General features: G+C 64.9%; 28 protein-coding genes. 13 read left to right on the plus strand and 15 right to left on the minus strand.

All coding sequences use genetic code 11. The features are described 5' to 3' along the window. Position 1: 1 nt before the first annotated feature. From GWK63_RS05220 to GWK63_RS05230, 3 genes are read left to right on the plus strand one after another with little or no spacing between them, the layout of a single operon-like run. Positions 2 to 697, plus strand: coding sequence for an ABC transporter ATP-binding protein (locus tag GWK63_RS05220; RefSeq protein WP_112209933.1), 696 nt, complete (start codon positions 2 to 4; stop codon positions 695 to 697). Next, positions 697 to 1,647: an MlaD family protein gene (locus tag GWK63_RS05225; protein WP_007400054.1), complete on the plus strand. Its 951-nt coding sequence runs from the start codon at positions 697 to 699 to the stop codon at positions 1,645 to 1,647. The genes GWK63_RS05220 and GWK63_RS05225 overlap by 1 nt, the downstream gene beginning before the upstream one ends. Then, the gene (locus GWK63_RS05230) at positions 1,644 to 2,528 is read left to right on the plus strand and encodes a hypothetical protein (RefSeq protein WP_039999827.1); all 885 of its coding nucleotides are present in this window, start codon (positions 1,644 to 1,646) and stop codon (positions 2,526 to 2,528) included. Before GWK63_RS05225 ends, GWK63_RS05230 begins: the two co-directional genes overlap by 4 nt. Before the next feature lie 189 nt (positions 2,529 to 2,717). Here GWK63_RS05230 and GWK63_RS05235 read toward each other — a convergent pair whose 3' ends face one another. The 7 genes from GWK63_RS05235 to sucC form a co-directional block, all read right to left on the minus strand. After that, positions 2,718 to 4,178, minus strand: coding sequence for a SulP family inorganic anion transporter (locus GWK63_RS05235; RefSeq protein WP_034932469.1), 1,461 nt, complete (start codon positions 4,176 to 4,178; stop codon positions 2,718 to 2,720). A gap of 31 nt (positions 4,179 to 4,209) precedes the next feature. Next, positions 4,210 to 4,746, minus strand: coding sequence for a 6-pyruvoyl trahydropterin synthase family protein (locus GWK63_RS05240; protein WP_007400058.1), 537 nt, complete (start codon positions 4,744 to 4,746; stop codon positions 4,210 to 4,212). Beyond that, entirely contained in the window at positions 4,739 to 5,476 is a 738-nt protein-coding gene (queC, locus tag GWK63_RS05245; protein WP_007400059.1) for a 7-cyano-7-deazaguanine synthase QueC, read from the minus strand. The genes GWK63_RS05240 and queC overlap by 8 nt, the downstream gene beginning before the upstream one ends. 1 nt (position 5,477) lies before the next feature. Next, positions 5,478 to 6,113 carry a 7-carboxy-7-deazaguanine synthase gene (gene queE / locus GWK63_RS05250; protein WP_007400060.1) on the minus strand — a complete coding sequence of 212 codons (636 nt, stop codon included), beginning with the start codon at positions 6,111 to 6,113 and terminating at the stop codon, positions 5,478 to 5,480. 85 nt (positions 6,114 to 6,198) lie between these two features. Next, positions 6,199 to 7,215, minus strand: a complete 1,017-nt coding sequence (gene bioB, locus GWK63_RS05255) for a biotin synthase BioB (protein WP_034932475.1) — start codon at positions 7,213 to 7,215, stop codon at positions 6,199 to 6,201. A gap of 126 nt (positions 7,216 to 7,341) precedes the next feature. Beyond that, positions 7,342 to 8,214, minus strand: coding sequence for a succinate--CoA ligase subunit alpha (gene sucD, locus GWK63_RS05260; protein ID WP_007400062.1), 873 nt, complete (start codon positions 8,212 to 8,214; stop codon positions 7,342 to 7,344). A gap of 4 nt (positions 8,215 to 8,218) precedes the next feature. Next, positions 8,219 to 9,418, minus strand: coding sequence for an ADP-forming succinate--CoA ligase subunit beta (gene sucC, locus GWK63_RS05265; protein ID WP_007400063.1), 1,200 nt, complete (start codon positions 9,416 to 9,418; stop codon positions 8,219 to 8,221). Between the two features lie 185 nt (positions 9,419 to 9,603). Here sucC and GWK63_RS05270 point away from each other — a divergent pair, with 185 nt between their 5' ends. From GWK63_RS05270 to mltG, 10 genes are all read left to right on the plus strand, one after another. After that, entirely contained in the window at positions 9,604 to 10,428 is an 825-nt protein-coding gene (locus GWK63_RS05270; RefSeq protein ID WP_034932518.1) for an acyl-ACP desaturase, read from the plus strand. Between the two features lie 81 nt (positions 10,429 to 10,509). Next, entirely contained in the window at positions 10,510 to 11,127 is a 618-nt protein-coding gene (locus GWK63_RS05275; RefSeq protein ID WP_039999886.1) for a Dabb family protein, read from the plus strand. 35 nt (positions 11,128 to 11,162) lie between these two features. Then, a complete protein-coding gene (locus GWK63_RS05280) occupies positions 11,163 to 11,921 on the plus strand; it encodes a glycine betaine ABC transporter substrate-binding protein (RefSeq protein ID WP_039999832.1) in 759 nt (252 codons plus the stop codon). 9 nt (positions 11,922 to 11,930) lie between these two features. Continuing rightward, positions 11,931 to 13,205, plus strand: coding sequence for a class I SAM-dependent methyltransferase (locus GWK63_RS05285; protein WP_007400067.1), 1,275 nt, complete (start codon positions 11,931 to 11,933; stop codon positions 13,203 to 13,205). A 5-nt stretch (positions 13,206 to 13,210) separates the two neighbouring features. Continuing rightward, the gene (locus tag GWK63_RS05290) at positions 13,211 to 13,744 is read left to right on the plus strand and encodes a YdcF family protein (RefSeq protein ID WP_050800789.1); all 534 of its coding nucleotides are present in this window, start codon (positions 13,211 to 13,213) and stop codon (positions 13,742 to 13,744) included. Positions 13,745 to 13,860: 116 nt separating this feature from the next. Next, positions 13,861 to 14,787, plus strand: a complete 927-nt coding sequence (gene fabD / locus GWK63_RS05295) for an ACP S-malonyltransferase (RefSeq protein ID WP_039999834.1) — start codon at positions 13,861 to 13,863, stop codon at positions 14,785 to 14,787. Between the two features lie 64 nt (positions 14,788 to 14,851). Further along, positions 14,852 to 15,607: a 3-oxoacyl-[acyl-carrier-protein] reductase gene (gene fabG, locus GWK63_RS05300; protein ID WP_034932522.1), complete on the plus strand. Its 756-nt coding sequence runs from the start codon at positions 14,852 to 14,854 to the stop codon at positions 15,605 to 15,607. A gap of 258 nt (positions 15,608 to 15,865) precedes the next feature. Next, the gene (locus GWK63_RS05305; RefSeq protein WP_003618476.1) at positions 15,866 to 16,105 is read left to right on the plus strand and encodes an acyl carrier protein; all 240 of its coding nucleotides are present in this window, start codon (positions 15,866 to 15,868) and stop codon (positions 16,103 to 16,105) included. Positions 16,106 to 16,228: 123 nt separating this feature from the next. Next, positions 16,229 to 17,461 (plus strand): beta-ketoacyl-ACP synthase II, encoded by a 1,233-nt coding sequence (gene fabF, locus GWK63_RS05310; protein ID WP_039999889.1) that lies wholly within the window; start codon positions 16,229 to 16,231, stop codon positions 17,459 to 17,461. A 57-nt stretch (positions 17,462 to 17,518) separates the two neighbouring features. Then, complete coding sequence (gene mltG, locus GWK63_RS05315; RefSeq protein WP_007400073.1) at positions 17,519 to 18,523, plus strand: endolytic transglycosylase MltG; 1,005 nt, start codon at positions 17,519 to 17,521, stop codon at positions 18,521 to 18,523. 25 nt (positions 18,524 to 18,548) lie between these two features. Here mltG and GWK63_RS05320 read toward each other — a convergent pair whose 3' ends face one another. From GWK63_RS05320 to GWK63_RS05355, 8 genes are all read right to left on the minus strand, one after another. After that, positions 18,549 to 19,367 (minus strand): lipid-binding SYLF domain-containing protein, encoded by an 819-nt coding sequence (locus tag GWK63_RS05320; protein WP_007400074.1) that lies wholly within the window; start codon positions 19,365 to 19,367, stop codon positions 18,549 to 18,551. A 132-nt stretch (positions 19,368 to 19,499) separates the two neighbouring features. Then, positions 19,500 to 20,288 (minus strand): inositol monophosphatase family protein, encoded by a 789-nt coding sequence (locus GWK63_RS05325; RefSeq protein WP_007400075.1) that lies wholly within the window; start codon positions 20,286 to 20,288, stop codon positions 19,500 to 19,502. A gap of 27 nt (positions 20,289 to 20,315) precedes the next feature. Further along, a complete protein-coding gene (locus tag GWK63_RS05330; RefSeq protein WP_007400076.1) occupies positions 20,316 to 20,819 on the minus strand; it encodes an MmcB family DNA repair protein in 504 nt (167 codons plus the stop codon). A 19-nt stretch (positions 20,820 to 20,838) separates the two neighbouring features. Next, positions 20,839 to 21,606 (minus strand): nucleotidyltransferase family protein, encoded by a 768-nt coding sequence (locus GWK63_RS05335; RefSeq protein ID WP_007400077.1) that lies wholly within the window; start codon positions 21,604 to 21,606, stop codon positions 20,839 to 20,841. 2 nt (positions 21,607 to 21,608) lie between these two features. After that, positions 21,609 to 22,391: a sterol desaturase family protein gene (locus tag GWK63_RS05340; RefSeq protein WP_007400078.1), complete on the minus strand. Its 783-nt coding sequence runs from the start codon at positions 22,389 to 22,391 to the stop codon at positions 21,609 to 21,611. Next, a complete protein-coding gene (locus GWK63_RS05345; protein WP_007400079.1) occupies positions 22,388 to 23,497 on the minus strand; it encodes an LptF/LptG family permease in 1,110 nt (369 codons plus the stop codon). The genes GWK63_RS05340 and GWK63_RS05345 overlap by 4 nt, the downstream gene beginning before the upstream one ends. Next, the gene (locus GWK63_RS05350) at positions 23,494 to 24,726 is read right to left on the minus strand and encodes an LptF/LptG family permease (RefSeq protein WP_007400080.1); all 1,233 of its coding nucleotides are present in this window, start codon (positions 24,724 to 24,726) and stop codon (positions 23,494 to 23,496) included. Before GWK63_RS05350 ends, GWK63_RS05345 begins: the two co-directional genes overlap by 4 nt. After that, a complete protein-coding gene (locus GWK63_RS05355) occupies positions 24,723 to 25,640 on the minus strand; it encodes a metallophosphoesterase family protein (RefSeq protein ID WP_007400081.1) in 918 nt (305 codons plus the stop codon). Before GWK63_RS05355 ends, GWK63_RS05350 begins: the two co-directional genes overlap by 4 nt. Between the last annotated feature and the right edge of the window lie 51 nt (positions 25,641 to 25,691).

A 25,691-nucleotide genomic window follows, 5' to 3' on the forward strand; every position in this document is an offset into this window, starting at 1 on the left:
CATGGCAGCAAACGCGCCCCTGCTGGAACTGCGTGATGCCGTCCCGTCGTTCGAGGAAAGCGGGCTCATGCCCGCGCCCTACAACCTGCGGATCATGCCCGGCGAATGCGCGGTGATAGACTGTCGCGATGTCGAGCGCGCGGCACTGTTCGCCGATCTGTGCACGGGCATGATCTCGCTCACGCAGGGCAGCATCAAATTCATGGGGCTGGACTGGAGCGTGCTGCGTGACCGGCAGCTCAATGCACTGCGCGAGCGCATTGGCCGTATTTCACGTCATGGTGGCTGGCTGGACATGTTCGGCACGCATCTCAACATCATGCTGCCGCACCTGTACCATACATCCGAGCCGTTTGATCATGTCGTGCTGCATGCCACGGAGCTTGGGCACAAATTCGGCCTGCCCGGCCTGCCCATCTCGGCCCCGGACCGGCTTTCGGCGGCGGATCTGGCGCGCGCGGCCTGCGTGCGGGCCTTCATGGGGCGGCCGGCCCTGCTGGTGCTGGAGGACATATCCGACATGCTGCCCGAAGAGACGGTGCTGCCGTTCCTTGAAATGCTGACCGCCGCCCGTGACCGGGGGTGCGGGGTCCTGTGGCTCGTCCGTTCGGGGGCGGCCTGGCATGATTATCGCAAGGCGGTGAATATCCACATGCGCCTTCTTGATGAAGGTCTTTTTTCCATGCGGGTGGTGTAATGGTCCAGAAACAACAGTCAGATGGTATCCGGCAGCTCGTGCGGGTCCGTTACGCCGATGAATGGGTGGGCATTCTTGTCCTGCTGGCACTTGTCATCCTGCTTGGCGCGGTGATCGAGGCGGGTGTGCTGCGTGACTGGCTGACGCCCGCGGGCAGGCTGCGGATCGTGCTGCCCGAAAACGGGGTCAGCGGCCTGTCCGTTGGCGATGATCTGGAGGTCATGGGCATTCATGCCGGCACCGTGCGCCGGGTGCGCATCAACCCCGCGGGCGGCATGTATGCCATTGCCGAAATCGATCCGGATATCGAACCCTATATCCGCCGGGACAGCACGGCCATCATCCGCAGGCGCTTTGTGGTGGCCGGGGCCAGCTACATCGATATCTCACGCGGGGTAGGGGACAAGCTGGACTGGAGCTATGCGGTGCTCAGCGCCACCAATGCCCCGAACCCGGCCGATACCATTACCCAGACCTTCAGTGACATCCGTGACCGTGTCATCCCGGTTCTGGACAATGCCCAGCACATGATGGCAACGCTGGATGCCACCATTACCGACATGCATGCGGGCAAGGGATCGATCGGGCGGCTCATGACCAATGATGACCTGATCCGTCAGGCCGAGCAGATGATCACCAGCCTGAACGCCACGGTCAGCCAGCTTACACCCATTGAAAAACAGCTTGGCACCGTGATGGAGCGGGCCAATGCCAGCATGACCAATGTGCAGAAGGCGACGGGTGACCTGAGTGATGCAACCCCTGCCATCACCCGGAACCTGAAGGATGCCAGCCAGCAGCTTCCCGTGCTTCTGGTACAGGCCCAGACAACGGCGGCCAGCCTGCAGAAGCTGGTCGACCAGATGCGGGGCCTGTGGATACTGGGTGGCAGTGGCAGCAAGACAACAGCCAGGCACGCACGCCTGTCACCGCAGAAGGTGCAGCCATGAAGATGAGGAAAGATTACCTGGCCCTGGGGCTTGCCCTTGCACTGGCCGGATGTGGTGGGGGGGGGAAGGCTGTCTCCCCTGTCGACAGCACGCTGTCACAGCATATGGACAGCGCGCATGACGCCGTGGGGCTGGACCGGCTGGCGGTCGCGGAACAGCAGTACCGCGCCGCAGGCAAGCGGGCACTGGCGCGTGACGACGTGACGGCCATAGGCGATGCGGGTTACAATCTGGCGACCGTGCAACTGGATCAGAACAGGCCGGCGGATGCGCTGTCCACACTGGCCGCGACCCGGTCAGCCCTTTCGCTGCGCGGGCAGACGGCGGATGATGCCGGGCTGGATCTGGTACAGGCCGGTGCGCTGCACCGGCTGGGCCGCGAGACGGAAGCAGCTGGCGCTGCCGCACGCGCGGCCTCGGGCCAGGATGCGGATATTACGGAAAAGGCCCAGCTTATCCGCGGCCTGATTGCCGATGATAGCGGGGACCATGCCACCCTGGCTTCGGTGGCGGCCTATTTCGCCACCCTGACCGGCAAGGTGCCCGATAGCTGGACCGCTGATGCACGGGAGATCGCAGCCCGCAACCTGCTGGCCACCGCTGGCAGCAGCCAGACGGCATGGCAGGATGCCATGCAGGCGGCCACACTTCACCAGACACAGGTGGATTACCGTGACATGGCACGCACGCTGGGTGTCGCGGCCCGTGCGGCGGACCGTTCGGGCAATGCGCAGGCGGCGGCCCAGCTTTATGCCCGCGCCAGCCAGAGCGCGCGGCAGGCCGGTGATACGGCTGCGGCCGACCAGTGGGCAAGGCAGGCCGGGTCCGCCGTGGCGGCCGATCCCTTTGTGGACCCCGCACCGCCCGCGCGCGGGAAGTAGGCTGAACAGACTGTCTGAAAAGTCGGTTTTTGAAGACAGCCTGCACATTATAAGGAAGTGTTAGGGGAAGCTTTTTTCAAAAAAGCTGCGGGGGATGTCGTCTTTTTGAAAAAAGGCGACATCCGGAACCGCCCTGTTTTTTATCAGTACACTGCTTTCAGCGCGGCGGAGCAGGGGCCGGGCCGGTGATCAGGCAAGGTTCTCCAGCCCGGTATGGCGGCTTAGCAGGGCGGTGGTGGCGCTGTTCAGGCCGACCAGGTGGACCTGCATGCCCTGTGCCTTCATCTTTCCCACCAGTTCTTCCAGCATTCCTGCCGCTGTCATGTCCCACAGATGGGCGCGGGTCAGGTCGATGGTGATGTGACGGGCGGTATCATGCAGGTCGAAAGCATCGGCAAAGCTGTCGGATGAGGCAAAGAAAACCTGCCCGTCGACCACATAGGTCCGGCCGGTTCCATCGGCCGAAAGCGTGCTGTCGACCGTCAGCATGTTCGAGACCTGGAAGGCGAAGAACAGCCCGTTGAGCAGCACGCCCACCGCAACACCTGCCGCAAGGTCATGCGTGCCCACGACCACCGCAACCGTGGCCAGCATGATGACGCTGGTGGTGCGCGGATGATGCACAAGGTCCCGCAGCGACGACCACGAGAACGTGCTGGCCGAGACCATGATCATGATGGCCACCAGCGCCGCCACCGGCACCTGGGCCACCCATGGGCGCAGCAGGACCATGAGCAGCAGCAGGAAGGCACCCGCCACAAAGGTGGACAGCCGTCCCCGCCCGCCATAGCGCAGGTTGCCAACCGTCTGGCCAATCATGCCGCAGCCCGCAATGCCGCCAAACAGGCCGACCGCGATATTGGCTACGCCAAGGCCCAGGCATTCGCGCTGCTTGCTGCTGTGGGTTTCGGTCAGGTCATCCACCACGCGGGCGGTCATCATGGATTCCAGCACGCCCACGCTCGCCATGGCCAGCGCATAGGGGGCGATGATGCCAAGGGTATCGAGTGAAAAGGGCACGTCAGGCCAGACCAGATGCGGCAGGCTGTCGGGCAGGCGGCCAAGGTCGGCCACCGTATGCAGCGGCATCGGATAAAGGACGGCAATCACCGTCAGTACCACGATGCAGATCAGTGGCGAGGGGATGGCCGAGAAGACACGCGGCACGGAATAGATGATCACCAGCCCCAGCGCGATCATGGCGTAGGTATGCCACGTTACATGCAGCATATGCGGCAGCTGTGCAGAAAAGATCAGGATGGCCAGCGCGTTGACGAACCCCGTGCGCACCGGACGCGAGACGTAGCGCATGAGGACATGCAGCCGCAATATGCCAAACACCACCTGCAGCAGCCCGCACAGCAGGGTGGCCGCCAGCAGGTACTGCACGCCATGGCCGCGCACCAGGGCGGCCGCCACCAGCGCCACCGATCCCGCCGCCCCCGATATCATGCCCGGCCTGCCGCCGGTCAGCGCGATCACCACGCTTATCACGAAGGATGCGTAAAGCCCCACCGCCGGGTCCACGCCCGCCACGAAAGAAAAGGCGATCACTTCGGGGATCAGTGCAAAGGTCCCGACCATGCCGGCCAATGTGTCGCGTGTGATGTTGCCGAACCATTCCTGGCGGTAGCGGGTAAGAGCTGACATGGGCGGGGCGGAACCTTTCAGGGCGGGTTGGTCAGGATAGGCCGGTATCGGCGATGGTCATGTCCGCCCGGCGCCACCAGCACTGCGCGGCGGGACGCGGCTGTGGCAGCACCGCAAGCGGGTCGCCGCCGTAGCGGATCGTGTTGGTGGGGGTCTCGTCAATTTCTATGCTGGCGCAGGACAGGATACCCCCATCGGCGGCCAGGAAGGCATTGAGCTTGGCCATGAGCAGGCAGGCCAGAAGTTCCGTGGTCGGGTCTCCCGGCGTGACCAGGATGCGCTGGGCGCGTTGGGGTTCATGTTGGGCAAACCAGCCCAGCAGGGGGTCATCCTGCGCCAGCTGCAGGGCATGATCGACATGATTGTCGATGAACTGGTGCCAGATGCCCTTTGCACGCTGGAAGGGCAGGACCATGTTCGCATGCCCGTCAAGGGCCGTGGGGGCCGTGGCGCGCAGGCTGACACGGACATATTCGTTGTGGCCGTGGGGCAGGGCGCAACGCTCGCTCCCGCCCGCAAGCAGGCGGTGCGCCATGGAAAAACGGCGGGTAAAGACCAGTTCAAACATGGCAACATTCCGCGAGGAAGCGCTCCCACCCCGCCTTGCGCAACTGGCAGGCCGGGCACGTCCCGCAACCATGGCCCCAGGGGTGCAGCGTGCCGCGTGTGCCCAGGTAGCAGCTGTGGCTTTCGCGGTTGATCAGACCGACCAGCGCGTCACCCCCCAGCGTGCGGGCCAGTTCCCATGTCCGGGCCTTGTCCAGCCACATGAGCGGCGTGTGCAGCACGTAATGGCTGGCCATGCCCAGGTTCAGGGTCACCTGCAGGGATTTGATCGTATCATCCCGGCAGTCGGGGTAGCCGGAATAATCCGTCTCGCACACGCCGGTTATGATGTGGCGGATATTACGCCGCGCCGCCAGTGCCGCCGCAAAGGTCAGGAACAGCAGGTTGCGGCCGGGTACGAAGGTGTTGGGCAGACCGTTCTCGTTCAGCGTGATCTCGGCCTCACGCGTCAGGGCCGTATCCGACAGGGTGCCAAGAACCGCGAGATCCAGCGTATGGTCCGCTCCCAGCCGTGCGGCCCATTGCGGGTTTTCGGTCGCCATGCCTTCGCGCAGGGTGGCGCGGCATTCCAGTTCCACCGCGTGACGTTGCCCGTAATCGAAGCCCAGCGTTTCCACCCGCCCAAACCGGGCCAGCGCCCATGCCAGGCAGGTTGCCGAATCCTGACCGCCGGAGAACAGGACCAGTGCCGCTTCGCGTGCGGGCGTGGAGGGAGGGGGGGAGACGCTCATGTCAGGGTATCCCGATCAGCTTGTGGGTCTGTAATGACAGACGCCATTGCGGATGATGCAGGCAATAGTCAACCGCGGCACGCGTATTGTGATCGCGCGCGGCATTGTCCATGGGTTGCAGCCAGAACTGGCTGAAGTCCAGTCCCGCCACCTGTCCGGGCAGCAGATCCGGCTGGGGATAGACCAGCTTGAGTTCATGGCCGCTGGTCTGCACCAGTGGCGCACCCGCCTTGGGGCTGACACAGATCCAGTCAATCCCGCCGGGCGCGCGGAGCGTGCCGTTGGTTTCCACGGCAATCTCGAACCCGCGTGCATGCACGGCGGTGATCAGTGCGTCATCAAGCTGGAGCAGGGGCTCGCCGCCGGTAAAGACCACGAAGGCGGCCTTCCTGTCCGGGGCGGGCCAGTGGGCGGCGATGGCGTCGGCCAGCAGGCTGGCACTGGCGAAGCGGCCGCCGCCAGCGCCATCGGTGCCGATGAAATCCGTGTCACAGAACCGGCAGGTCGCCCGTGCCCGGTCGCGCTCCAGCCCCGACCACAGGTTGCACCCCGTAAAGCGGCAGAATACCGCCGTGCGGCCCGCATGCGCGCCCTCACCCTGCAGGGTGGGGAATATTTCCTTTACGGTATAGGACATGTTCCGGATTTCATACTGAACGCGGCAGGCCGCGGGCCAGCGTGGGAAAATGCCCCGGCCGGTCCCGCGCCCGGCTGCGTCGGGTTCAGCCCTGTTTGTGGGATGTATGCATGCCCAGCCGGTCCAGCAACTGCCGGTCGCGCAGGGCGGCGGGATTGGGGGTGGTCAGCAGGCGCTCGCCATAGAAAATGGAATTGGCACCGGCAAGGAAGCACAGCGTCTGTGCTTCATCCGTCATGTCCTCACGCCCTGCGGCAAGACGCACCCGGCTGGCGGGCATGGTAATGCGGGCGGCGGCAATGGTGCGCACGAATTCGATCGGATCGACCGCCTCTTCCGTCCGGCTGGCAAGGGGGGTACCCTCCACGCGCACGAGCATGTTGATCGGCACGCTCTCGGGGTGGCGGGGCAGGCTGGCGAGTGTTGCGATCATGCCCGCGCGGTCGGTGCTGTCCTCGCCCATGCCCACAATGCCGCCACAGCAGACATTGATGCCCGCGTCCCGCACGTTTTCCAGCGTATCAAGCCGGTCCTGGAAGGTACGGGTGGAGATGATGTCGCCATAATATTCGGGCGAGGTATCGATGTTGTGGTTGTAGTAGTCCAGCCCGGCATCCTTCAGCCGGTGCGCCTGGGCATTGTCCAGCATGCCCAGCGTGACACAGCTTTCCAGCCCCAGCGCCTTGACCCCTTCCACCATGGCGCACACGGTTTCCAGGTCATGTTCCTTCGGGCTGCGCCACGCCGCCCCCATGCAGAAGCGCGCGGCCCCGGCGGCCTTTGCCGCGCGGGCTTCCTTCAGCACGTCCTCCACCGCCATCAGGCGGCTGGCCTTTACGCCGCCATCCTCGTGCATCGCACTCTGCGGGCAGTAGGCGCAGTCCTCGGGGCAGCCGCCGGTCTTGATGGAGAGCAGGGTGGAAATCTGCATTTCCGTGGGGTCGAAGCGGGCGCGATGGACCGTCTGCGCGCGGTAGATCAGGTCGGGAAAGGGCAGGGCCATAAGGGCCGCCACCTTATCGCGCGTCCAGTCCGTCCTGACGGGGGGCAGGCTGGTGGGGCCGGCATGCGGCAGGGTGTCCGGGCTGCTCCCATCGGGCATCGGTCTGGCTCCTGTGGCGATGATGAAGGTGGAAAACGGCACTGGCTGTGCCACAGAAAACCGGCAATGACCACTTTTTTATCGTTATGGGGTCATTGCCGGGACAGGGGATCAGCGACGGGGGGATCAGCCCAGCACGCGGGCCAGTGTCACACCCAGTTCCGCCGGGCTGTGCGAGATATGGATGCCCGCTTCGCGCATCGCCTCGATCTTGGCGCTGGCGGTTTCGTGCCCGCCGGTAATGACCGCCCCCGCATGGCCCATGCGGCGGCCCGGCGGCGCGGTGGCGCCCGCGATGAAGCCCACCACCGGCTTGCGCGTGCCGCTGGCGCGGATCAGTTCCGCGCCCTCGATCTCGGACGTGCCGCCAATCTCACCGATCATGACGATGGAATGGGTGTCGGGGTCCGCGATCATGCGTTCGAGCACATCGGTAAAGTCCATGCCCTTGACCGGGTCGCCACCAATGCCGACGCAGGTGCTCTGTCCCTGGCCAATGGCCGATGTCTGGGCCACGGCCTCATAGGTCAGGGTGCCCGAGCGCGAGACGATGCCCACATGCCCGCGGCGGTGGATGGGACCGGGCATGATGCCGATCTTGCATTCATCGGGGGTGATGATGCCGGGGCAGTTGGGGCCGATCAGCAGGCTGCCCGAGCGCTCCAGTGCCGCGCGCACGCGCACCATGTCCTGAACCGGAATGCCTTCGGTAATGCAGACGATCAGCGGGATTTCGGCGGCGATCGCCTCCAGTATCGCATCCGCGGCCCCCGCGGGTGGCACGTAGATGACGGAGGCATCGGCCCCCGTGGCCTCACGCGCCTGGCAGACCGTATCGAACACGGGCAGGCCAAGGTGCTCGCTGCCGCCCTTGCCCGGCGTGACCCCGCCAACCATGCGGGTGCCATAGGCGATGGCCTGTTCGGTATGGAAGGTACCCTGCGCGCCGGTAAAGCCCTGGGTAATGACCTTGGTGGACTTGTTGACAAGAATGGACATTCACTCAGGCTCCCGCGTTACGGACGGCGGCCACGATCTTGCGGGCGGCATCGCCCAGATCATCGGCAGGGATGATGGTCAGGCCGGATTCAGCCAGCAGCGCCTTGCCGCGTTCCACATTCGTGCCCGCCAGGCGCACGACCAGCGGCACATTCAGCCCGGTTTCGTGCGAGGCGGCGATGATGGCCTCGGCAATCACGTCACAGCGCATGATGCCACCGAAGATGTTGACCAGGATGCCGCGCACCTTGGGGTCGCTGACAAGGATGCGGAAAGCCGCCGCCACGCGTTCCTTCGAGGCGCCGCCGCCGACATCAAGGAAGTTGGCCGGTTCCTCGCCTTCCATCTTGATGATGTCCATCGTCGCCATGGCCAGGCCCGCGCCGTTGACCATGCAGCCGATGTTGCCGTCCAGCCCCACATAGGCCAGGCCGTAGCCGGCGGCCTCACGCTCACGTGGGTCTTCCTCGTGCTCGTCACGCAGCCTGGCCAGTTCGGGGTGGCGGAACAGGGCGTTCTCGTCAAACGACATCTTGGCGTCCAGCGCCAGCAGGTCACCACTGCCCGTCACTACCAGCGGGTTGATTTCCACAATCGCGGCATCAAGGCCGGTAAAGGCGGTGTAGGCCGCGCGCACCACGTTCTGGAACGCGCGGATTGCACGGCCCGTCAGGCCCAGCCGCACCGCCAGATCGCGGGACTGGTAATCGCACAGCCCCTTTGCCGGGTCGACATACTCCTTCAGGATACGCTCGGGGGTGCGGGCGGCCACCTCCTCGATTTCCATGCCGCCATCGGGGGAGGCCACGATCACGATACGGCCACTGACCCGGTCCACCAGCATGGAGAAATACAGTTCGCGTGCGATGTCGCACCCGGACTCGATATACAGCGTGCGCACCTTCCGGCCTGCGGGTCCCGTCTGCTTGGTGACCAGTACCTCACCCAGCATGGAGCGGGCTGCGGCATCGACCTCGTCCAGGCTGCGGGCCAGGCGTACGCCGCCCTTGCCTTCGGGCCTGCCGGCAAAATGCCCCGCGCCGCGTCCGCCCGCATGGATCTGTGCCTTGACCACGGTCACGGGCGCGGCAAGGCCGCGCGCGGCTTCCAGGGCTTCGGCTGCGGTGGTGGCGGCACGTCCTTCAGGCACGGGCATGCCGTAGGAGCGCAGCAGCGCCTTTGCCTGATATTCGTGAATATTCATTTGGCGACCCAATCTGTCGTTCTTATTGGCGGTGTCGGGCTACGCCCCTAGCACGATTTGGCCCCGCAATGACAGGGGTGGGATACAGGCAGAATTGGCGTAAACATGAAACATGTGTCATGTCGTCGCAGGCAGTGGCACGCGCGGCGCGCCGTGATGGAGAAAATGCAGAAGAACAGGTTGCGATGAAACACTGGCGCATTGAACAGATGAACTGGGAACGTTTCGACCCGCAGCGGGTGGACCCTGACATTGTCCCGCTGGTGAAGGCCGCATCGGTGGTGGAGCGTAACGGGCTGGATTATGCCCGTTATCTCAAGAACGTCTTTGCCGATGATCCCGCTTTCCGGCAGGCGGCGGACAACTGGGCGGAGGAGGAAGTCCAGCACGGCGATGCGCTGGGCCGGTGGGCCATGCTGGCTGATCCGGCATGGGACTACATGGCCGCGTTCGAGCGTTACCGGCAGTCCTACCGGCTGGATCTGGATGTGGATGCCTCCATCCGCGGGTCGCGCACGGGGGAACTGATCGCGCGCTGCATGGTGGAAACGGGTACGTCATCCTTCTATACCGCCCTGGCCGATGCAACGGACGAGCCGGTGCTCAGGGCGATATGCCGGCAGATCGCGGCGGATGAATACCGTCATTTCAAGCTGTTCTATGACCATATGAACCGCTACCTGCGCCGGGAGCGGCTGGGCGTATGGCAGCGCACCCGTATCGCGCTCGGGCGGGTGACGGAAAGCGAGGATGATGAACTGGCCTCCGCCTACCACACCACCAACGAACCGGCGGGCCTGCCCTATGACCACCGGCGCTGCATCGCGGCCTACATGTCGCGCGCGCTGCGTTTCTACCAGCCACGGCACGCCGTCAGGGTGACGGGCATGATTCTCAAGACCATAGGCTGGACGCCCCATGGCCGCCTGCATGCGCTGATCGCCCGCGGGCTGTACCGGCTGCTGATGATGCGCCAGCGCCGCTTTGCCCGCGTCCTGGCCACGGCCTGACCGGTTGCGTCCCGCTACAACGGCACTGACAGGAATGAAGATAGGACAGGAATGAAGATAGACGGTATGACGGTTCAGGGCATGAAAACGCGCGGCGCCGCCCTTCTGGCCGCGGGCTGCCTGATGCTGGCGGGGGCCGCGCGGGCGGACGTGCCGGCCACGCCGGCTCCCGCCGGGGTGGATTCAGCGCCTGAATCCCGGATCAGCGACGCCACGCGCGCCGAGCGGCTCATGGCATCGCAGATCGGGCTGCGCAATTTTACCGCCGCCGGGTTCCATCCGGGCAGGGTGCGCCATATCGTGCTGCTGCGTTTCCTGCCCACCATTACCGACGCGCAGCGTGCCGAAGTGGTGCGGCGTTTCATGGCGCTGGGTCAGGTTTCACGGCGCGAGGACGGCTCCCCCGTCATTTCCGCCATCGAGACGGGCGCCCAGATCAGCGGCGAGGGGGCGGATGAAGGGCTGCAGCAGGCCTTTGTCGTGACCTTCCGCTCCGAAGGGGACCGAAATTACTATGTCGGCCGCCCCGTGGTGACCGATCCCGCCTATTTCGATCCCGCGCATGAAGCATTCAAGAAATTCGCGGCCCCCTATATCGTTTCCGCCGTCGTGTTCGACTATGCCCTTCCCACCCCCCATCCCCAGCACGCCGTGCCGGTCCGCACCGGTGGCGCGCAGGTTCCCCGGCAGCAGGGCTGACGGACCGGATATCCCCTTCAAGGAGTGACACCATCATGACAACCGTGACCCTCGGGCATCTGGACAATACCGTGCAGCAGGCCAGTGCCGCCGCCGTGGCCCGTGTGCTGGAGGCCTATGACCTTGAGGTCGAATACGTGGCGGCCTCCCGCGCCGGGATGGAAGCGCACATGCGCCAGGGGGATGTGGACCTGTTCGTCTCCGCATGGCTCCCCGATGTCGATGCGGGTTTCCTGGCGGAGGGGCTGGGCATGGAAGCCTTCGGGCAGCTCTACCGTCCGGCCTTTGGCTGGTGCGTGCCCGAAGCGGCCGCCACCGGCATCACCTCCATTGCCGAACTGGCCGCCGCCGACTGTCCGGTGGGGCGTGAGATCGTGGCCCCGGCCTCGGTCATCGATCTGGTGCGCCAGGTCGTCGCGGCCTACAACCTGACCGAAGCGGGCTACACCATCGCCGTCCGCCCCGATGCGGAAGCCTGCGATCATGCCGCCCAGGTGCTGGAAAACAGCCTGCCCGAGATCATTCCCGTCTGGCAGCCCTCCTTCGTCCATTACGGCCAGCGCGTGGTCCAGCTGGAAGACCCCAAGGGGGCCTGCGGACCGGAACAGGACGCGCGTATCCTGCTCCGCTCCGCCATCCGTGCGGAAATGGACCAGGACCTGCTGGACGAGCTGGATGAACTGACACTGGGCAACAAGGTTGTCAGTGCGCTGGACCACGCCATGCGCACCGAGGGCATGAGCGCCGAGGACGCGGCCGAGGCGTGGCAGCGCGGCAAGCTGCTGCCGCGCTGAGGCCCCGCCATGACCATGCATGAAGGTGACGGGTCTCCCGCCCATGATGCGCGGGACGTGGGCCTGAAGGCCCAGTACGAGCAGTATCCCTATCCCGCCCGTGACCCGCGGGAGGAAAAGGACAGGCTGCTGATTGGCAGCCCCAGTCACCTGCGGGAAATCGATTACTGGGTTTTTGGCGCCATGCGTCCGCAATCCACCCCGTTGCGGGTGCTTGTGGCGGGCTGTGGCACGGGCGATGGCGCGATCATGCTGGCCACCCACATGGCGCGTGCGGGGCGCGGGGGGGAGGTGCTCTGCCTTGACCGCTCACCCAGGGCGCTGGAGATCGCGCGCGGCCGGGCGGAAATACGTGGGCTGGGCAACATGCGCTTCGTGCGCGGTGACCTGTCCAGCCTTGCCACGGTGGCGCCGGGGCCGTTCGACTATATCGACTGCTGCGGCGTGCTGCATCACCTGCCGGACCCCGATGCCGGGCTGGCGGCGCTGGAAGGCGTGCTGGCGCCCGGTGGGGGGATGGGCCTCATGGTCTATGCCCCTTACGGGCGCACCGGCGTGTACATGCTGCAGGACGCGCTGGAACGTCTGGCCCCGGTGGATGACGCCCCCGCGCGCAGGCTGGACGTTGCGCGCCGGGTCATGCGCCACCTGCCCGCTACCGCATGGCTGCGGCAGAACGTCAATTTTGGCGACCATCTGAGCGGGGGGGATGCCGGGCTGTATGACCTGCTGCTCAACCCGCGTGACCGGGCGTATGACATCACCGCCTTCCACGCGCTGCTGGACCGCGCGGGGCTGGCGGCGGCCTGCCTGATGGAACCCGCCCGCTACGATCCCGCCCTGCTGCTGCCCGACCCGCGCCTGCGTGAACGCATTGCCGGCCTGCCCGAACGGGCGCGTCAGGCCGTGGCCGAGGATGTGGCGGGGAACATGGCGACGCACGTCGCCTATGTCCGCCGTGCGTGTGAACCTGTGAAGCGCGCGGATGCGCTGGCGCCCGGTGCCGTGCCGGTCATGCGCGAGATCCCCGGCCTTGAACTGGCCCGCATGATGGGGCCGGATGACCGGCTGCCCTTCGCCTTTGGCACCCTGCAGGTCGCCGTTGCGCTGCCGCCGCAGGCGCGCGGCATCCTGCCGCTGATCGATGGCGAACGCACGGTGGGCGACATCGCCGCGATCATGGAAACGCGTGGCGTATCCGCCAGCCGGTTCGCCCGGGTATGGGAACAGATGTTCACCACGCTGGAATCGCTTAACCGGGTGCTGCTGCGCGCACCGCGCTGACAGGCGTGCGGCAGGGGGGCGGCGTGCTGCCGGTTGTCATATTCGGCGCGAAACTGCGGCCCGATGGCACGGCGGCCCGCACATTGCGGTGCAGGGTGGAAGCCGCCCACGCCTTTGGTCGCCAGCACGGCGCGGTCGTGTACATGCCCACTGGCGGCCCTTCATGGCCATCGGGCCTGACGGAGGCCAGCGTGATGGCCCGCCTGCTTCTTGATGCCGGTGCCGCGCCGGGCAGCGTGCTGGTGGAAGATACGGCGCCGGACACGCTGGCCTCCGTCATCGCCTGCACGCGGCTTTTGCGGGCGACCGGGCATGCGGGGCCGGTGGCGGTGGCCAGCAGTGCCTATCATCTGCCACGCTGCCTTGTACTCATGCGGATGATGGGCTGGCGGGTACGGCGCGTGCCGCCGCCCCCGGTGCCCGCCGCGCGCCGGTGGGGCAGGCGCTGGTTCTGGCGCCTGCGGGAAGGGGCGGCCCTGCCGTGGGATGTGCTGCTGCTTGTCCTGTGGCGGCTGCGGGCCGGGCGTGATGGTGATTGACACCGTCCGCCCAAGCCCGCATCACGCGGGGGACACGAAAAACAACATGAGTGTGGATGGAAGTCATGCCTGTGCAAGCCTTTGTTTTCCCCGGTCAGGGAAGCCAGTCAGTTGGAATGGGTCGCGATCTGGCCGAAGCCTTTGCCCCCGCGCGCGAGGTGTTTCAGGAAGTCGATGATGCACTGGAGCAGCATCTCTCCACGCTCATGTTCGAAGGGCCGATGGAGGAGCTGACCCGCACCGACAATGCCCAGCCGGCGCTGATGGCCGTCTCGCTGGCCGTGCTGCGGGTGCTGGAACGCGAAGGCGGGCTGGACCTGAAGCGCGATGTGGCCCTGGTGGCGGGGCATTCGCTGGGCGAATATTCCGCCCTGGCCGCAGCCGGGGCGCTGGGCATTGCCCGGACCGCCCGCCTGCTGCGCCTGCGCGGCAATGCGATGCAGGCAGCCGTTCCCCCCGGCCAGGGTGGCATGGCGGCCCTGATCGGCGCGGACATGGACATGGACCGTGCCGCCAGCCTGTGCGCCGAAGCCGCGACCTTTACTGACGAAGCCGGCAAAACCCACACGGAGGTGCTGGAGGTCGCCAACGACAATGGCGGTGGCCAGGTGGTCGTGGCGGGCCAGATGGCGGCGATTGACCGCGTGATTGCCCTGGCCAGGGCGCAGGGCGTCAAGCGGGCGCTCAAGCTGCCGGTCTCGGCCCCCTTCCACTGTTCCATGATGGCACCCGCGGCGGACGCGATGCGCGCGGCCCTTGCCGATACGGACATCGCAGCCCCGGCTGTGCCGCTGGTGGCGAATGTCACGGCGGCCAAGGTCACGGACCCGGCCACGATCCGTGACCTGCTGGTCCGCCAGGTCACCGGTACGGTACGCTGGCGCGAAAGCGTTGACGCCATGGTGGGCATGGGGATCGACAGCTTTGTCGAGATCGGTTCGGGCAAGGTCCTGGCGGGGCTGGTGCGCCGCATCAACGGCGACGTGGCGACCCGCTCGGTCGGCACGCCTGCCGATATCGAGGCCTATCTGGCCGCACGCTGAAAAAGCCCATGCCCGCGTCACGGGGCATGTTTCATTGATGGATACCGAAGGAAACGGACAGGTCATGTTCAGGCTGGATGGAAAAATAGCACTGGTAACCGGCGCATCGGGGGGAATCGGGCGCGAGATCGCCCGTGCGCTGCATGCGCAGGGGGCGGGTGTCGTGCTGTCGGGCACCCGTCAGGGCGTGCTGGAGGACGTGGCGGCCGAAATTGGCGCGCAGGGCGGGGCTGAACGGGTGCATGTCTGTGCGGCCGACCTGTCCGACCCGGCGGCTGCCGAAGCCCTGGTGGCGGCGGCCGAGGAAAAGGCGGGGGCGCCACTGGCCATTCTGGTCAACAATGCTGGCCTGACGCGCGACACGCTTGCGATTCGCATGAAGGACGAGGACTGGAGCCGCGTGCTGGACGTGGATCTTGCCGCCCCCTTCCGCCTGTGCCGCGCCGCCCTGAAGGGCATGCTGCGCCGCAGGGCGGGGCGGATCGTCAACATCGCTTCCGTGGTGGGGGTGACGGGCAATGCCGGACAGGCCAATTATGCCGCCGCCAAGGCCGGCATGATCGGCATGGGCAAGTCGCTGGCGCAGGAAGCGGGCAGCCGGGGCGTGACCGTGAACACCGTGGCGCCGGGCTTTGTCCAGACCGCCATGACCGATGTCCTGCCTGATGCGCAGAAGGAAAAGCTGGTAGGCGCCATCCCGCTGGGCCGCATGGGCCAGCCGCAGGATATCGCACCCGCCGTGGTCTACCTTGCATCGGACGAGGCGGGCTGGATCACGGGGGCGACAATTCATGTCAATGGTGGCATGGCGATGCCCTGACAGATGTGATATTCTGCCCGACAGCAGACTTGCAGGTGACAGAAAAAGAAGGGGCCATCAGGCCCCGGCTGTCCCTGATTGCAGGGCGCGCGGACAGGAAATGCAATCGCCGCCTTGGCGATCACATCAAAACCGTGCTAATCGCCCGCAGCTTCGTCCGAAGCGGGCCGGTACGCAACGCCGGTTTGCAGGGACGTACAGGACGAACACGTTTCGAACCGCCCGTTTCATTCAGGGGCAGACAGGAAGCAGAGACAGATGAGCGAAATCGCTGATAAGGTTAAGAAGATCGTAGTCGAGCACCTTGGTGTGGACGAAAGCAAGGTTACCCCCGATGCCTCGTTCATCGACGATCTGGGTGCGGACAGCCTCGACACGGTTGAGCTGGTCATGGCTTTCGAGGAAGCGTTCAGTGTCGAGATCCCCGAGGACGCGGCTGAAAAGATCACGACCGTAAAGGACGCGATCGACTACATCGAGAAGCAGAAAGCTGCCTGATCGGTCCCTTTTTCCGATCATGTTTTTACGAATTCAGTCAGGTATCGTTACTTTCAGGAGCAGGACGGGTTGATGCAGTCTACCGGATTGACGTCTGGACAGCGGCGCGTTGTCGTGACCGGTATGGGTATTGTCAGCCCTCTCGGACTGGGTGTGGAGCGTAACTGGTCACGCCTTTTGGCCGGGGAAAACGGCTTTGGCCGCATTTCCTCGTTCGACGCATCCGACCTGCCGGCACAGGTTGCGGGCGAAGTCCCCGCGGGGCCGACGGAAAGTGGCGGCCTGACCCTTTCGGACTGGATACCGGTCAAGGACCAGAAAAAGATGGATCGCTTCATCCATCTTGGTCTTGTGGCCGCGACCGAGGCGGTCGAGGATTCCGGCTGGAAGCCGGAGTCCGAGGAAGACCGCTGCCGCACCGGCGTCATGATCGGTGCCGGTATCGGCGGACTCCAGACCATCTACGAGGCATCGGTGACGGTAAAGGAAGGACGGGCGCGCAGGCTTTCGCCTTTCTTCATCCCGTCCGCCCTGATCAACCTGGTCTCGGGCCATGTCTCGATCAAATACGGATTCAAGGGGCCAAACCATTCGGTGGTTACGGCCTGCGCCACCGGCGTGCATGCCATAGGTGACGCCGCCCGCATGATCATGCTGGGTGATGCCGATGTCATGGTGGCTGGCGGGGCGGAAGCCGCCGTGTGTCCGCTGGGCATCGCGGGGTTCTGCTCGGCCAAGGCGCTGTCCACCCATTTCAATGACACGCCGGAGAAGGCATCCCGCCCGTGGGACCGCGACCGCGACGGTTTCGTAATGGGTGAGGGTGCCGGTATCGTCGTGCTGGAAGAATACGAGCACGCCAGGGCTCGTGGCGCCAATATCTATGCCGAGGTGATTGGCTACGGCATGTCGGGTGATGCGCATCACATCACCGCACCTGCCCCCGGGCATGAAGGGGCTTTCCGCGCCATGCAGAACGCCGTGCGCAGCGCGGGCCTGACCACGGCGGATATCCAGTACGTCAACGCGCATGGCACCTCGACCATGGCCGATGACCTGGAGCTGGAAGCCGTGGAACGCCTGTTTGGCGATGATGCGCGCAGGCTGGCCATGTCCTCCACCAAATCGGCCACGGGCCATCTGCTGGGAGCGGCAGGCGCTGTGGAAGCGATCTATTCCATTCTGGCCATCCGCGATAACGTGGCGCCGCCCACGCTCAATCTGGACAACCCGTCGCGGGAGAGCGTGATCGACCGGGTGGCCCATACGGCGCAGGAACGCAAGATCGATACGATCCTGTCCAACAGCTTCGGCTTTGGCGGGACCAATGCCAGCGTGATCCTGCGCGGCGTATGAGACCGGGGCGCCTGCGGGCGCCCTTTCCATTTTTGGCAAGACGAACAAGGGGATGGCGTGCGCAGGATTCTGGCGGTACTGGCAGGGGCCTTTCTGCTGCTTGTCCTGTCAGGTCTCGGCATCGCGTTCCTGGGGGTGCGGCACTATGATGCCCCCGGCCCACTGGCCGACCAGCATACGGTAGTGATCCCGCATGGCGGAGTGGCGCAGGTGCTGGTCACACTGCAGGACACGGGCGTGCTGGAACGTGACTGGATCACGCGGAAAGTCTTTGAGATCGCAACCGCCCTGACACGGGTGGACGGGGCCTTCCATGCGGCGGAACTGGTTTTTCCCGCCCATGCTTCCATCCATCAGGTGCTGCAGGTCCTGCGCCATGGCAGGCCGGTCATACACAGGCTGACCATCCCCGAAGGGCTGTCCGCCATCCAGATCGCGGCCCTGCTGGAACAGGCGCCCTATATGGACGGCAGCTTTCCCTTCCCCGATGAAGGGTCGGTCATGCCGCTGACCTATGATTACGAATGGGGCATGCCGCGCGCGCAGATGCTGGCGCGCATGCAGCATGCCATGGGCCGCGCGCTGGATCGTGCATGGGAAGGACGGGTGGCCGATCCCGCCATCATGGACCGCCATGACCTGCTGGTGCTGGCGTCCATGATCGAACGCGAGACGGGCAGCGCGGATGAGCGACCGATGGTGGCGCGTGTCTTTCTCAACCGCCTGCATCAGGGCATGCGCCTGCAATCCGACCCGACCGTGGTGTATGGCCTGAACAAAGGTGTCGGGCCACTGGGCCATGCCCTGACCCGTGCCGACCTGCTTCAGCCCACGGCCTATAATACATATGTCATAACCGGCCTGCCGCCCGGCCCGATCTGCTCACCCGGCGTGGCGGCACTGGAGGCGGCGGCCCATCCCGCATCGGGGGATCAGCTCTATTTTGTGGCGAATGGCCATGGCGGTCATGACTTTGCAACCACGCTGGGTGATCATAACCGCAATGTCTCGGCCTTCCGCGCGACAAGGCGGGGGCAGCAGCCCGTAGCCGGGGAAAAATAGGGGCCATGCCGCGCCCTGCCTGATGTTACTGGGGCGGCAGGCTCTGGCTGCTGACCGAGCCGGACGGCGCCACGGCCGTAGGCTCCTGCGCCACCGGGGCCGCTGTTGTGCCGGTCGTGGCCTGCCCGTTCTTGTCCGGGCGGCTCTGGGCCGTGGTCAGCACTTCGGTCAGGGCAGAGCGCAGCGGGTCCGCACCGGAATTGTTGACCCGCATGGACACCACGATATCTTCCGGCCCCACGATCTGGTTGTAATAGGCGCGATTGGCAGCACTATTCACCCGCATCTTGGACCCACCCAGCGCGGCACCGGCAAACAGTCCCTTGGATTTCTGCACGCCCTTGATGCTGGTGTTGTGCTCACCCGCCGTGCCGCTTTCCAGCCCCGAGCCGGATGAGGCAAAGGATGTGCCGACATCCGCACTCAGCTTGAACTGGCTGTCCAGCAGGGACTGCACGCCCTGGTCCGTCATGACGAACAGCATGACTTCCACATCCTGCATGCCAAGCTGTAGCCCGAAATTGGCCGAGGACATGCGGTAGAACGCCGGGTCCGACCATGAGCCATGGGCATCACGTGTCAGGAACACACAGCCGCCGCCGCCGCCGCCAAAGGCAATGGACATGCGAAAGACAGAGGGGCAGACAATCACGCCGCGCGACTGCGCCAGATAGCGGGTGACCTTGCTGTTCGCCGTGGCAGTGGAAAACATGTCCCGCACGGTCAGGGTGGCACGGTCAACCAGGCTCTGTTCTTCCTCCATGCTGGCCGCAAGGGCACTGTGGAGCGGCATCATCAGGGTTAGGGTGGCAAGTGATGTCCTGATGAAATGAGATGTGCGCAAAACCGTGCTCCCCTTCCGATTCGTAACGGCAGATCCACCAAAACGGCCCGTGCCATGGAGTGGTCTGTTTTCATGGCCGAATCATGGCCCGCAAGGCAAGCCCGCCAGGCGGCCCGCCGCCATATATTGCCGTTATTTAAGGGAAACCCCGACAGCGCGGGAAAACGCATCGGCAATGCCGGGAGCAGCGGCAAGGATGCTGATGCCATCGGTCAGGCCACCATCGCGCAGGAAGGGGGAGACGCAGGCCCCCGCTTCTTCCAGCAGCACGAGGGCGGCCGCCACGTCCCACAGGTTGATGCGGATTTCCAGATAGCCATCCTGTCGCCCGCAGGCGACCTCGGCCAGCGCGATGGCCCCCGAACCGCCCGAGCGCGGCATGGCGCCAAGGTTCAGGATCGCATCAATCTTCTGCTGGAACACGCCGGGCGGCACGCGGTTGCTCCACCCCATCTCGATCAGGGAGGACGCCGTATCCGTCACGGGGGAGGCCTTGATGCGCTGGCCGTTGAGGAAGGCGCCATGGCCCCGCACCGCCGTATAGGTCTCGCCCAGGGCCGGGGCCTCGATAATACCGGCAACCGGGGTATCGCCCTCCATCAGGCCGAGCGAGACACACCAGCGGTTGCGGCCTCGGGCATAGTTTGACGTACCATCAATGGGGTCCACCACCCAGCGCAGGGCACCGGTGCGGGTGCGTCCTTCTTCCTCGCCCTGAAATCCGTCTTCGGGGAACAGCGTGCCGATTCGCTCCGATATGAACGCCTCGACCGCGCCATCGGCTTCCGTCAGCCAGTCCTGCGCGCTTTTCTGGGTGCCCTGCGGGCCGCCGGGGGCGGGTCGCATCTTCATCGCCAGGGCGGCGGCATCACGCACGACGGAGCGCGCGGCTTCAAAGCGGGTCAGGATGGCTTGGGTCATCGGGTCACCTTTCATGGGATGGAAATGCTATTCCACACGTAATGCCGTTCTGAGTGTCTGGTCCAGTTGCGGCATCTCTGTCCGGCCCAGCCGTTCGGCGGCCTGCATGGCAAACCGCAGGGTCAGACTGCGCCTGCGTGCCGGGGCCAGTGGGATGTGGGGCGCGGGGCGGATGAGTGCGCAATCCACGCAGGTCGGCCTGTCATCGGCGCCCCTGCCGGTGGCGGCAACGATCAGGCCGGCGGTGTCGGGCAGGACCGTGTGGGGAAAATCCTGGTTGACCGCGAAATAGAGCTGGTCACACCACGGCAGGTAATCGGGCCATTTATGGTCGGCCCGGAAATCGGGCAGGCCCGACTTGATTTCGATACATACCAGATGGCCCTGCGGCGTCAGGGCCATGATATCGGCGCGCCTGCGGTCAGGCAGGCCGAATTCATGCAGGACCGCCCAGCCATGCAGCCTGCACATCTGGCTTGCGCCCATGCGTATCGCCGTCTGGATATGGGGGGCAGGCAGGGGGCCTGACATCGGGTAATGCCGGGCCGGTTCAGGTGGCGGATGCCGTGGAAAGCAGATGGATGACCAGTTCCAGATCGGCCGGCTTGTCCACATCCACCGCGGCCCGGCCATCAGCCAGCGGGATCAGGGCCACGCGCGCGTGGGAAAGCCGGCCGATGCGGCGGCAGACATCCGCGCGTGTCAGGCGCCGGAATACGAAGCGCAGCAGGATGCCCGGCCCCAGAATGCGCGCCATTTTCAATGGATGCTTGCGATCCGCCTCCAGCTTCTGCCACAGCCGGATCACCCCGGCCGCGGCAGGCGTGCGGAACAGGAACATGTTGCAGCCCGAGAACGCGCCATCGGCCAGCCGGATCATGGTACGTTTCGTGCCTGGGACATCGCGCAGGATCGACTGTTCCATGGCGATTGCGGCGGCGACGTCACACCCGCTTTCCTGTGCCGCCTGCACGAAGCTGCGCACCCAGCCCGGCTGGAGCAGGGCATGGTCCGCCGTGGTGACCAGAAGCGGCGTGCCCAGCGTGTCAAGCGCGTTCATGACGCTGGCGCTGGGTCCGGCGGCGGGCGGGATGAAGGTCACGTCATCGGGCACGACGCCATCCAGCACGTCCGGCCGTTCGATACAGATGGCGATCCGGCCAATTGTCTCGACCGATTTCAGTGCGGTGACGACCCGGCTGATCATGGGGGTGCCGCAGACCGGCAGCAGCGCCTTGTGCGAAAGACCGGCAGCCTGTGCCATCGGGTCAACCCGTCCGGCCCGGCTTCCGGCAAGGATAAGGACATTAAGCCCCATGCTCATGCCGCGTTGCGTGTGGGGTTGGCGCCATCGGGCCGGTCACGCGGGGGGGCGCCGGTCTCTTCCATCACCCAGGGGTACTGCTGGGCTTCCTTGACGTCGTAGCCAAGGTTGAACACCGTGGGGCTGCGCGGGCAGCCGCGCGCGTCACGGTAATAGCTGCGGAACAGACGGTCGGCCACGAAGCTGGTGATGCCGTAATTGCCGTTCTCGTTGTGGAAGTGATGCAGGACGTGGCGCTGCTTCATGCGCTGGATCCAGCTCATGCGTGGCTTGTAGTTGAGGTGCTGGATGCAGTGAAAGAATTCATAGATGCAGGTAATGGTCAGCCCGGCGCCAAAGGCCGCCGCCGCCGCAGGCATGCCACCAATGGCATAGCCGATGGGAATGGTCACGATGGCGATGGTGGGAATGGTGTTGAGCGGCGAGCCGAACAGCACATCCAGCAGGTGCGGGTCCTGATGATGGTCGAAATGGATGCGTTTCCACAGCGATGCGCTCCATTTCATGCGATAGAGGAAGCGCCCGTGCAGGATGAAGCGGTGGATGGCGTACCAGACCAGCGGGTAGACCAGCATGACCGCCCCGATGCTGACCGCAACCGGCGCGAGGGTGGTCCAGGTATATGCCATGACGGTAAAGCTGCACGCAACCAGGGCAAAATAGAGCAGGATGGTGGGATAGGTGAGGTAGGCAATCCAGAGCTGTGACAGGTTCATCTTGCCCAGGTCGAAGCTCCGGCCCGTGCGGATTGAACTGTTTTTCAGTGTCTTGGTAATCATCGCTCTTCAATCCTCAGTAGCACGGTGATGACGCCAAGGATGAAAATAAGAATCCCGACGAATATCGCCATAAGCGAGGGCAGCGTTCCCGCATTTCCCAGCGCGCGCAGCAGCCCCTGGAATACGACAAACAGCAGGCCGGCGCCCAGGCACCATACCGGCAGCCAGCTGCGGATGCCAGCCCGCGGGGGGATATAGACCACCGGCACCGCCAGTAACAGCATTACCGTGAAGGTTAAGGGTAACATGATGCGTCCCAGTATTTCCGTCAGGAAGAACGAAGGGGACTGGCTGGAAGGCAGCCGGCCGGCCTCCTCGTCCAGCATCGTGCTGATGGACTGGGTGAAACTTATGGTCAGCTGGGTGATGTAGCCCGGGGTCAGCGTATCGGGCCAGTCAAGCCGGATGCTCTGTCCGGGCGGCACATCCAGCAGGTCGATGCGGGTGGGACTGATGACGCTGAGCATGCGTGTGGGCGTGCCATACCAGTGGCCATGCACATAGCGCGCCGTGTCCAGCGTGGTCACCTTCTGCAGCAGGCTCTGGCGGTCGCGGTGGTAGACCGTCACGTCCCCGAGGACACTGGCGCCACTGCCCAGGAAATGGATGCTGATCAGGTCATTGCCCGAACGGACCCAGTAGTTGTGCGCCTCGGCAATGGCGCCGGGCGTGGTGACATTCCACCACTGGGCCAGGGCCTGTTCGGTACGCGGGGTGACCTGGTCATTCACAAGCCCGCACAATATGCCTAGCGCGATGGTTGTGGGCAGGAACAGCTTGATCAGCCCCGGTGTGGACAGGCCCGCCGCCCGCATGATCGCGATCTCGTTTGACGTGGTCATCTGCACCAGCGCCAGCAGGGCGCCGATCAGCACGGCGATCGGCATGGCATTGCAGAACAGCAGCGGCAGCCGCATGACCGCGTAATACAGCACCCCCGTCAGGCCCAGATGACGGTGCATGATCTCCGTCACCTGTTCCAGCAGGGACAGGATTTCCATGAGCGAGACCACGATGACGGCGGTGGCGAATACCTTGCCCATCATCTCGCGTGACAGGTAGCCCAGCAGGACCGTACCGCTGGCCAGGCGCAGCCGGTGCTTCATGCCTGGTGTTCCATCATGCGGCGCGGCAGGCCATCGGCGGAAAGCTGCCGGGGGGGCAGGGCTGGCCCCTGTTCAAGCAGGATGCGCAGGCCGCCTGCCTGACGGATCAGCACGCCCACGCAGATCAGGCTGAAAACCAGGGTGGGCAGCCAGATCACCAGCAGCGGTGACATATGCATGTTGGCGACGAAGCTCATGCCCATCTGCAGCGTATGGTCGAAGCCGACCAGCGTGATGGCGGCAATGGCCAGGCCCGGATTGTTCTTCTGCCGTTTGCGTACACCCGCCAGGGCACAGGCCAGGATGGGAATGAAGGGAATGGCCGCCGTGCGGGCCAGACGGAAATTCAGCTCCGCGATCATGTACGAATGGCTGATGGTGGGGTTGCCGTATCTTATGCCGTAATACAGTTCCGGCACGGTCAGTTCGCGTTCGGTCTCACCCCGCTTGCGGTAGGCTTCGGTATCCAGCTTGCCCTTGGTCGAGATCATGCGCGTGGTCCGGCTGAAGCTGGTGATGGTGGGTGGCTTGTCCTGGCTGTCGGTGATGACGGTGCCATCAACCAGGTCAAGGCGTATGTTCGACCCATCCGCCGGATTGAAGAGATAGCCCTTCTGCGCGGAAATAAAGCGGACATGCGCCTTGTCCGTCCCGTCACGGATGAAGACATTCCACATCCGCGAGCCGGCATGGTCGACGTTTTCCGCTGTCAGGACGATATCATCCGACAGGGCGAACATCTTGGATTGCAGGTGCGGCGTCCAGCCCGCATGGCTGGCGAAGTAGAAGGCCGAACGGTAATCATAGCGCGCATAGGGCTGTATGAAGCCGTAAAGCGAGAAAGCCAGGAAGCCGAATATCGCCCCTGTCAGTACAAAGGGCTGGCAGATGCGGAAAATCGAAACCCCGCTTGCCATCAGCGCATCGATTTCGTGATTGGCGCTCATCCGCCGGATGACGGAAAACACGCTGACGCACATCGCGGCGGGCAGGGCCAGGCCCAGATAATGCGGGATCAGGTCGCTCAGCAGCGCGAAGAAGGTTTTCATCGAGCTGCCATTGGCAGCCAGCAGGTTGAACAGTACCAGAAGGCGTTCCAGAAGCAGCGCCGCCATGACAACGCCCAGCGCGATCGAGAACGGTGGCACGACCTGGCGCAGCAGATACCGGTCCATGGTGGTTGGCGCCAGCTTCTCCAATATCCGGGAATGGAACGACATGCGGTTCATGAAGATATGCTTATACCCGGAAAGGAACGGGAAGGCGAAAGGGGCGTGAAGACAGTTTCCTGGCTGGTAACAGCCTGCCCCCCGTCGGGGAAGCAGCGCCGTGTGACACCCAGTGCGTAACCCGTGTCTCCCCTGTGGACCGTGATGCGATTCCACCCTGCCGCGCGCAGGGGATCCGCCGAGCGGGCGGAAGCCGAGGCAATCCCCAGAACCGGCACGGCCCCCTGAGGTCCGGGGAGGGACGATATGCTTGAGGTATGAATATGGCCATGCAGTACCATCTCCGCCCCTTCGTGCGCAATACAGGCAGCGAAATTATCCGGGTCGCGGAGGGCCTTGCGGGCAACGGCCAGCCCGGCGACCGGCGGGTGATGGATCATGACGATGCGGCACAGCCCCTGCCGCCCGGTCTCGTGCAGCAGGGTGCGCAGCCGTGCCGCCTGCCGCACCCCCAGGGTGCCGGTCGCCCTGAACCACGGCGTCGGCACGGCCGAACTGACCCCGATCAGCGCAACTGACCCGACCCGCCGCACGAAGGGAAAGGGCAGCGCCCCCATCCACGGCTGCCACAGGCCCACGGTTTGCTGCCAGTCGGCATGCACAAGGGTGTCATGATTGCCGGGTATGACTGTGCAGGGGGCGGGCATGCGTTCCAGCCAGCGCAGGGCGTTGCGGCATTCCCCCGGCAGGCCCATGTTGGTCAGGTCCCCGGTTACGGCAATCATGTCGACAGGCGTGGCGGCCATATCGGCCATGACCCGCGCCAGGATTTCGGGGCGATGGATGAAACGGCGATGCCGCCGCCATGAAATATGGCTGAACATGCGTTTGTTAAGGCGGTCTGCAAGGCGGGGCGGCGCCATTTCCGTTGGCAGATGGGGGTCTGACAGATGTGCGATGGTGATCGGGTTCAAGCTCGCCTCTTTCCTTGCATCATGCCCGCCGGGCCGGGCACGGGTCCGTGT

The organism is Komagataeibacter rhaeticus (assembly GCF_011611525.1).
Classification (GTDB): Bacteria; Pseudomonadota; Alphaproteobacteria; order Acetobacterales; family Acetobacteraceae; genus Komagataeibacter; species Komagataeibacter rhaeticus.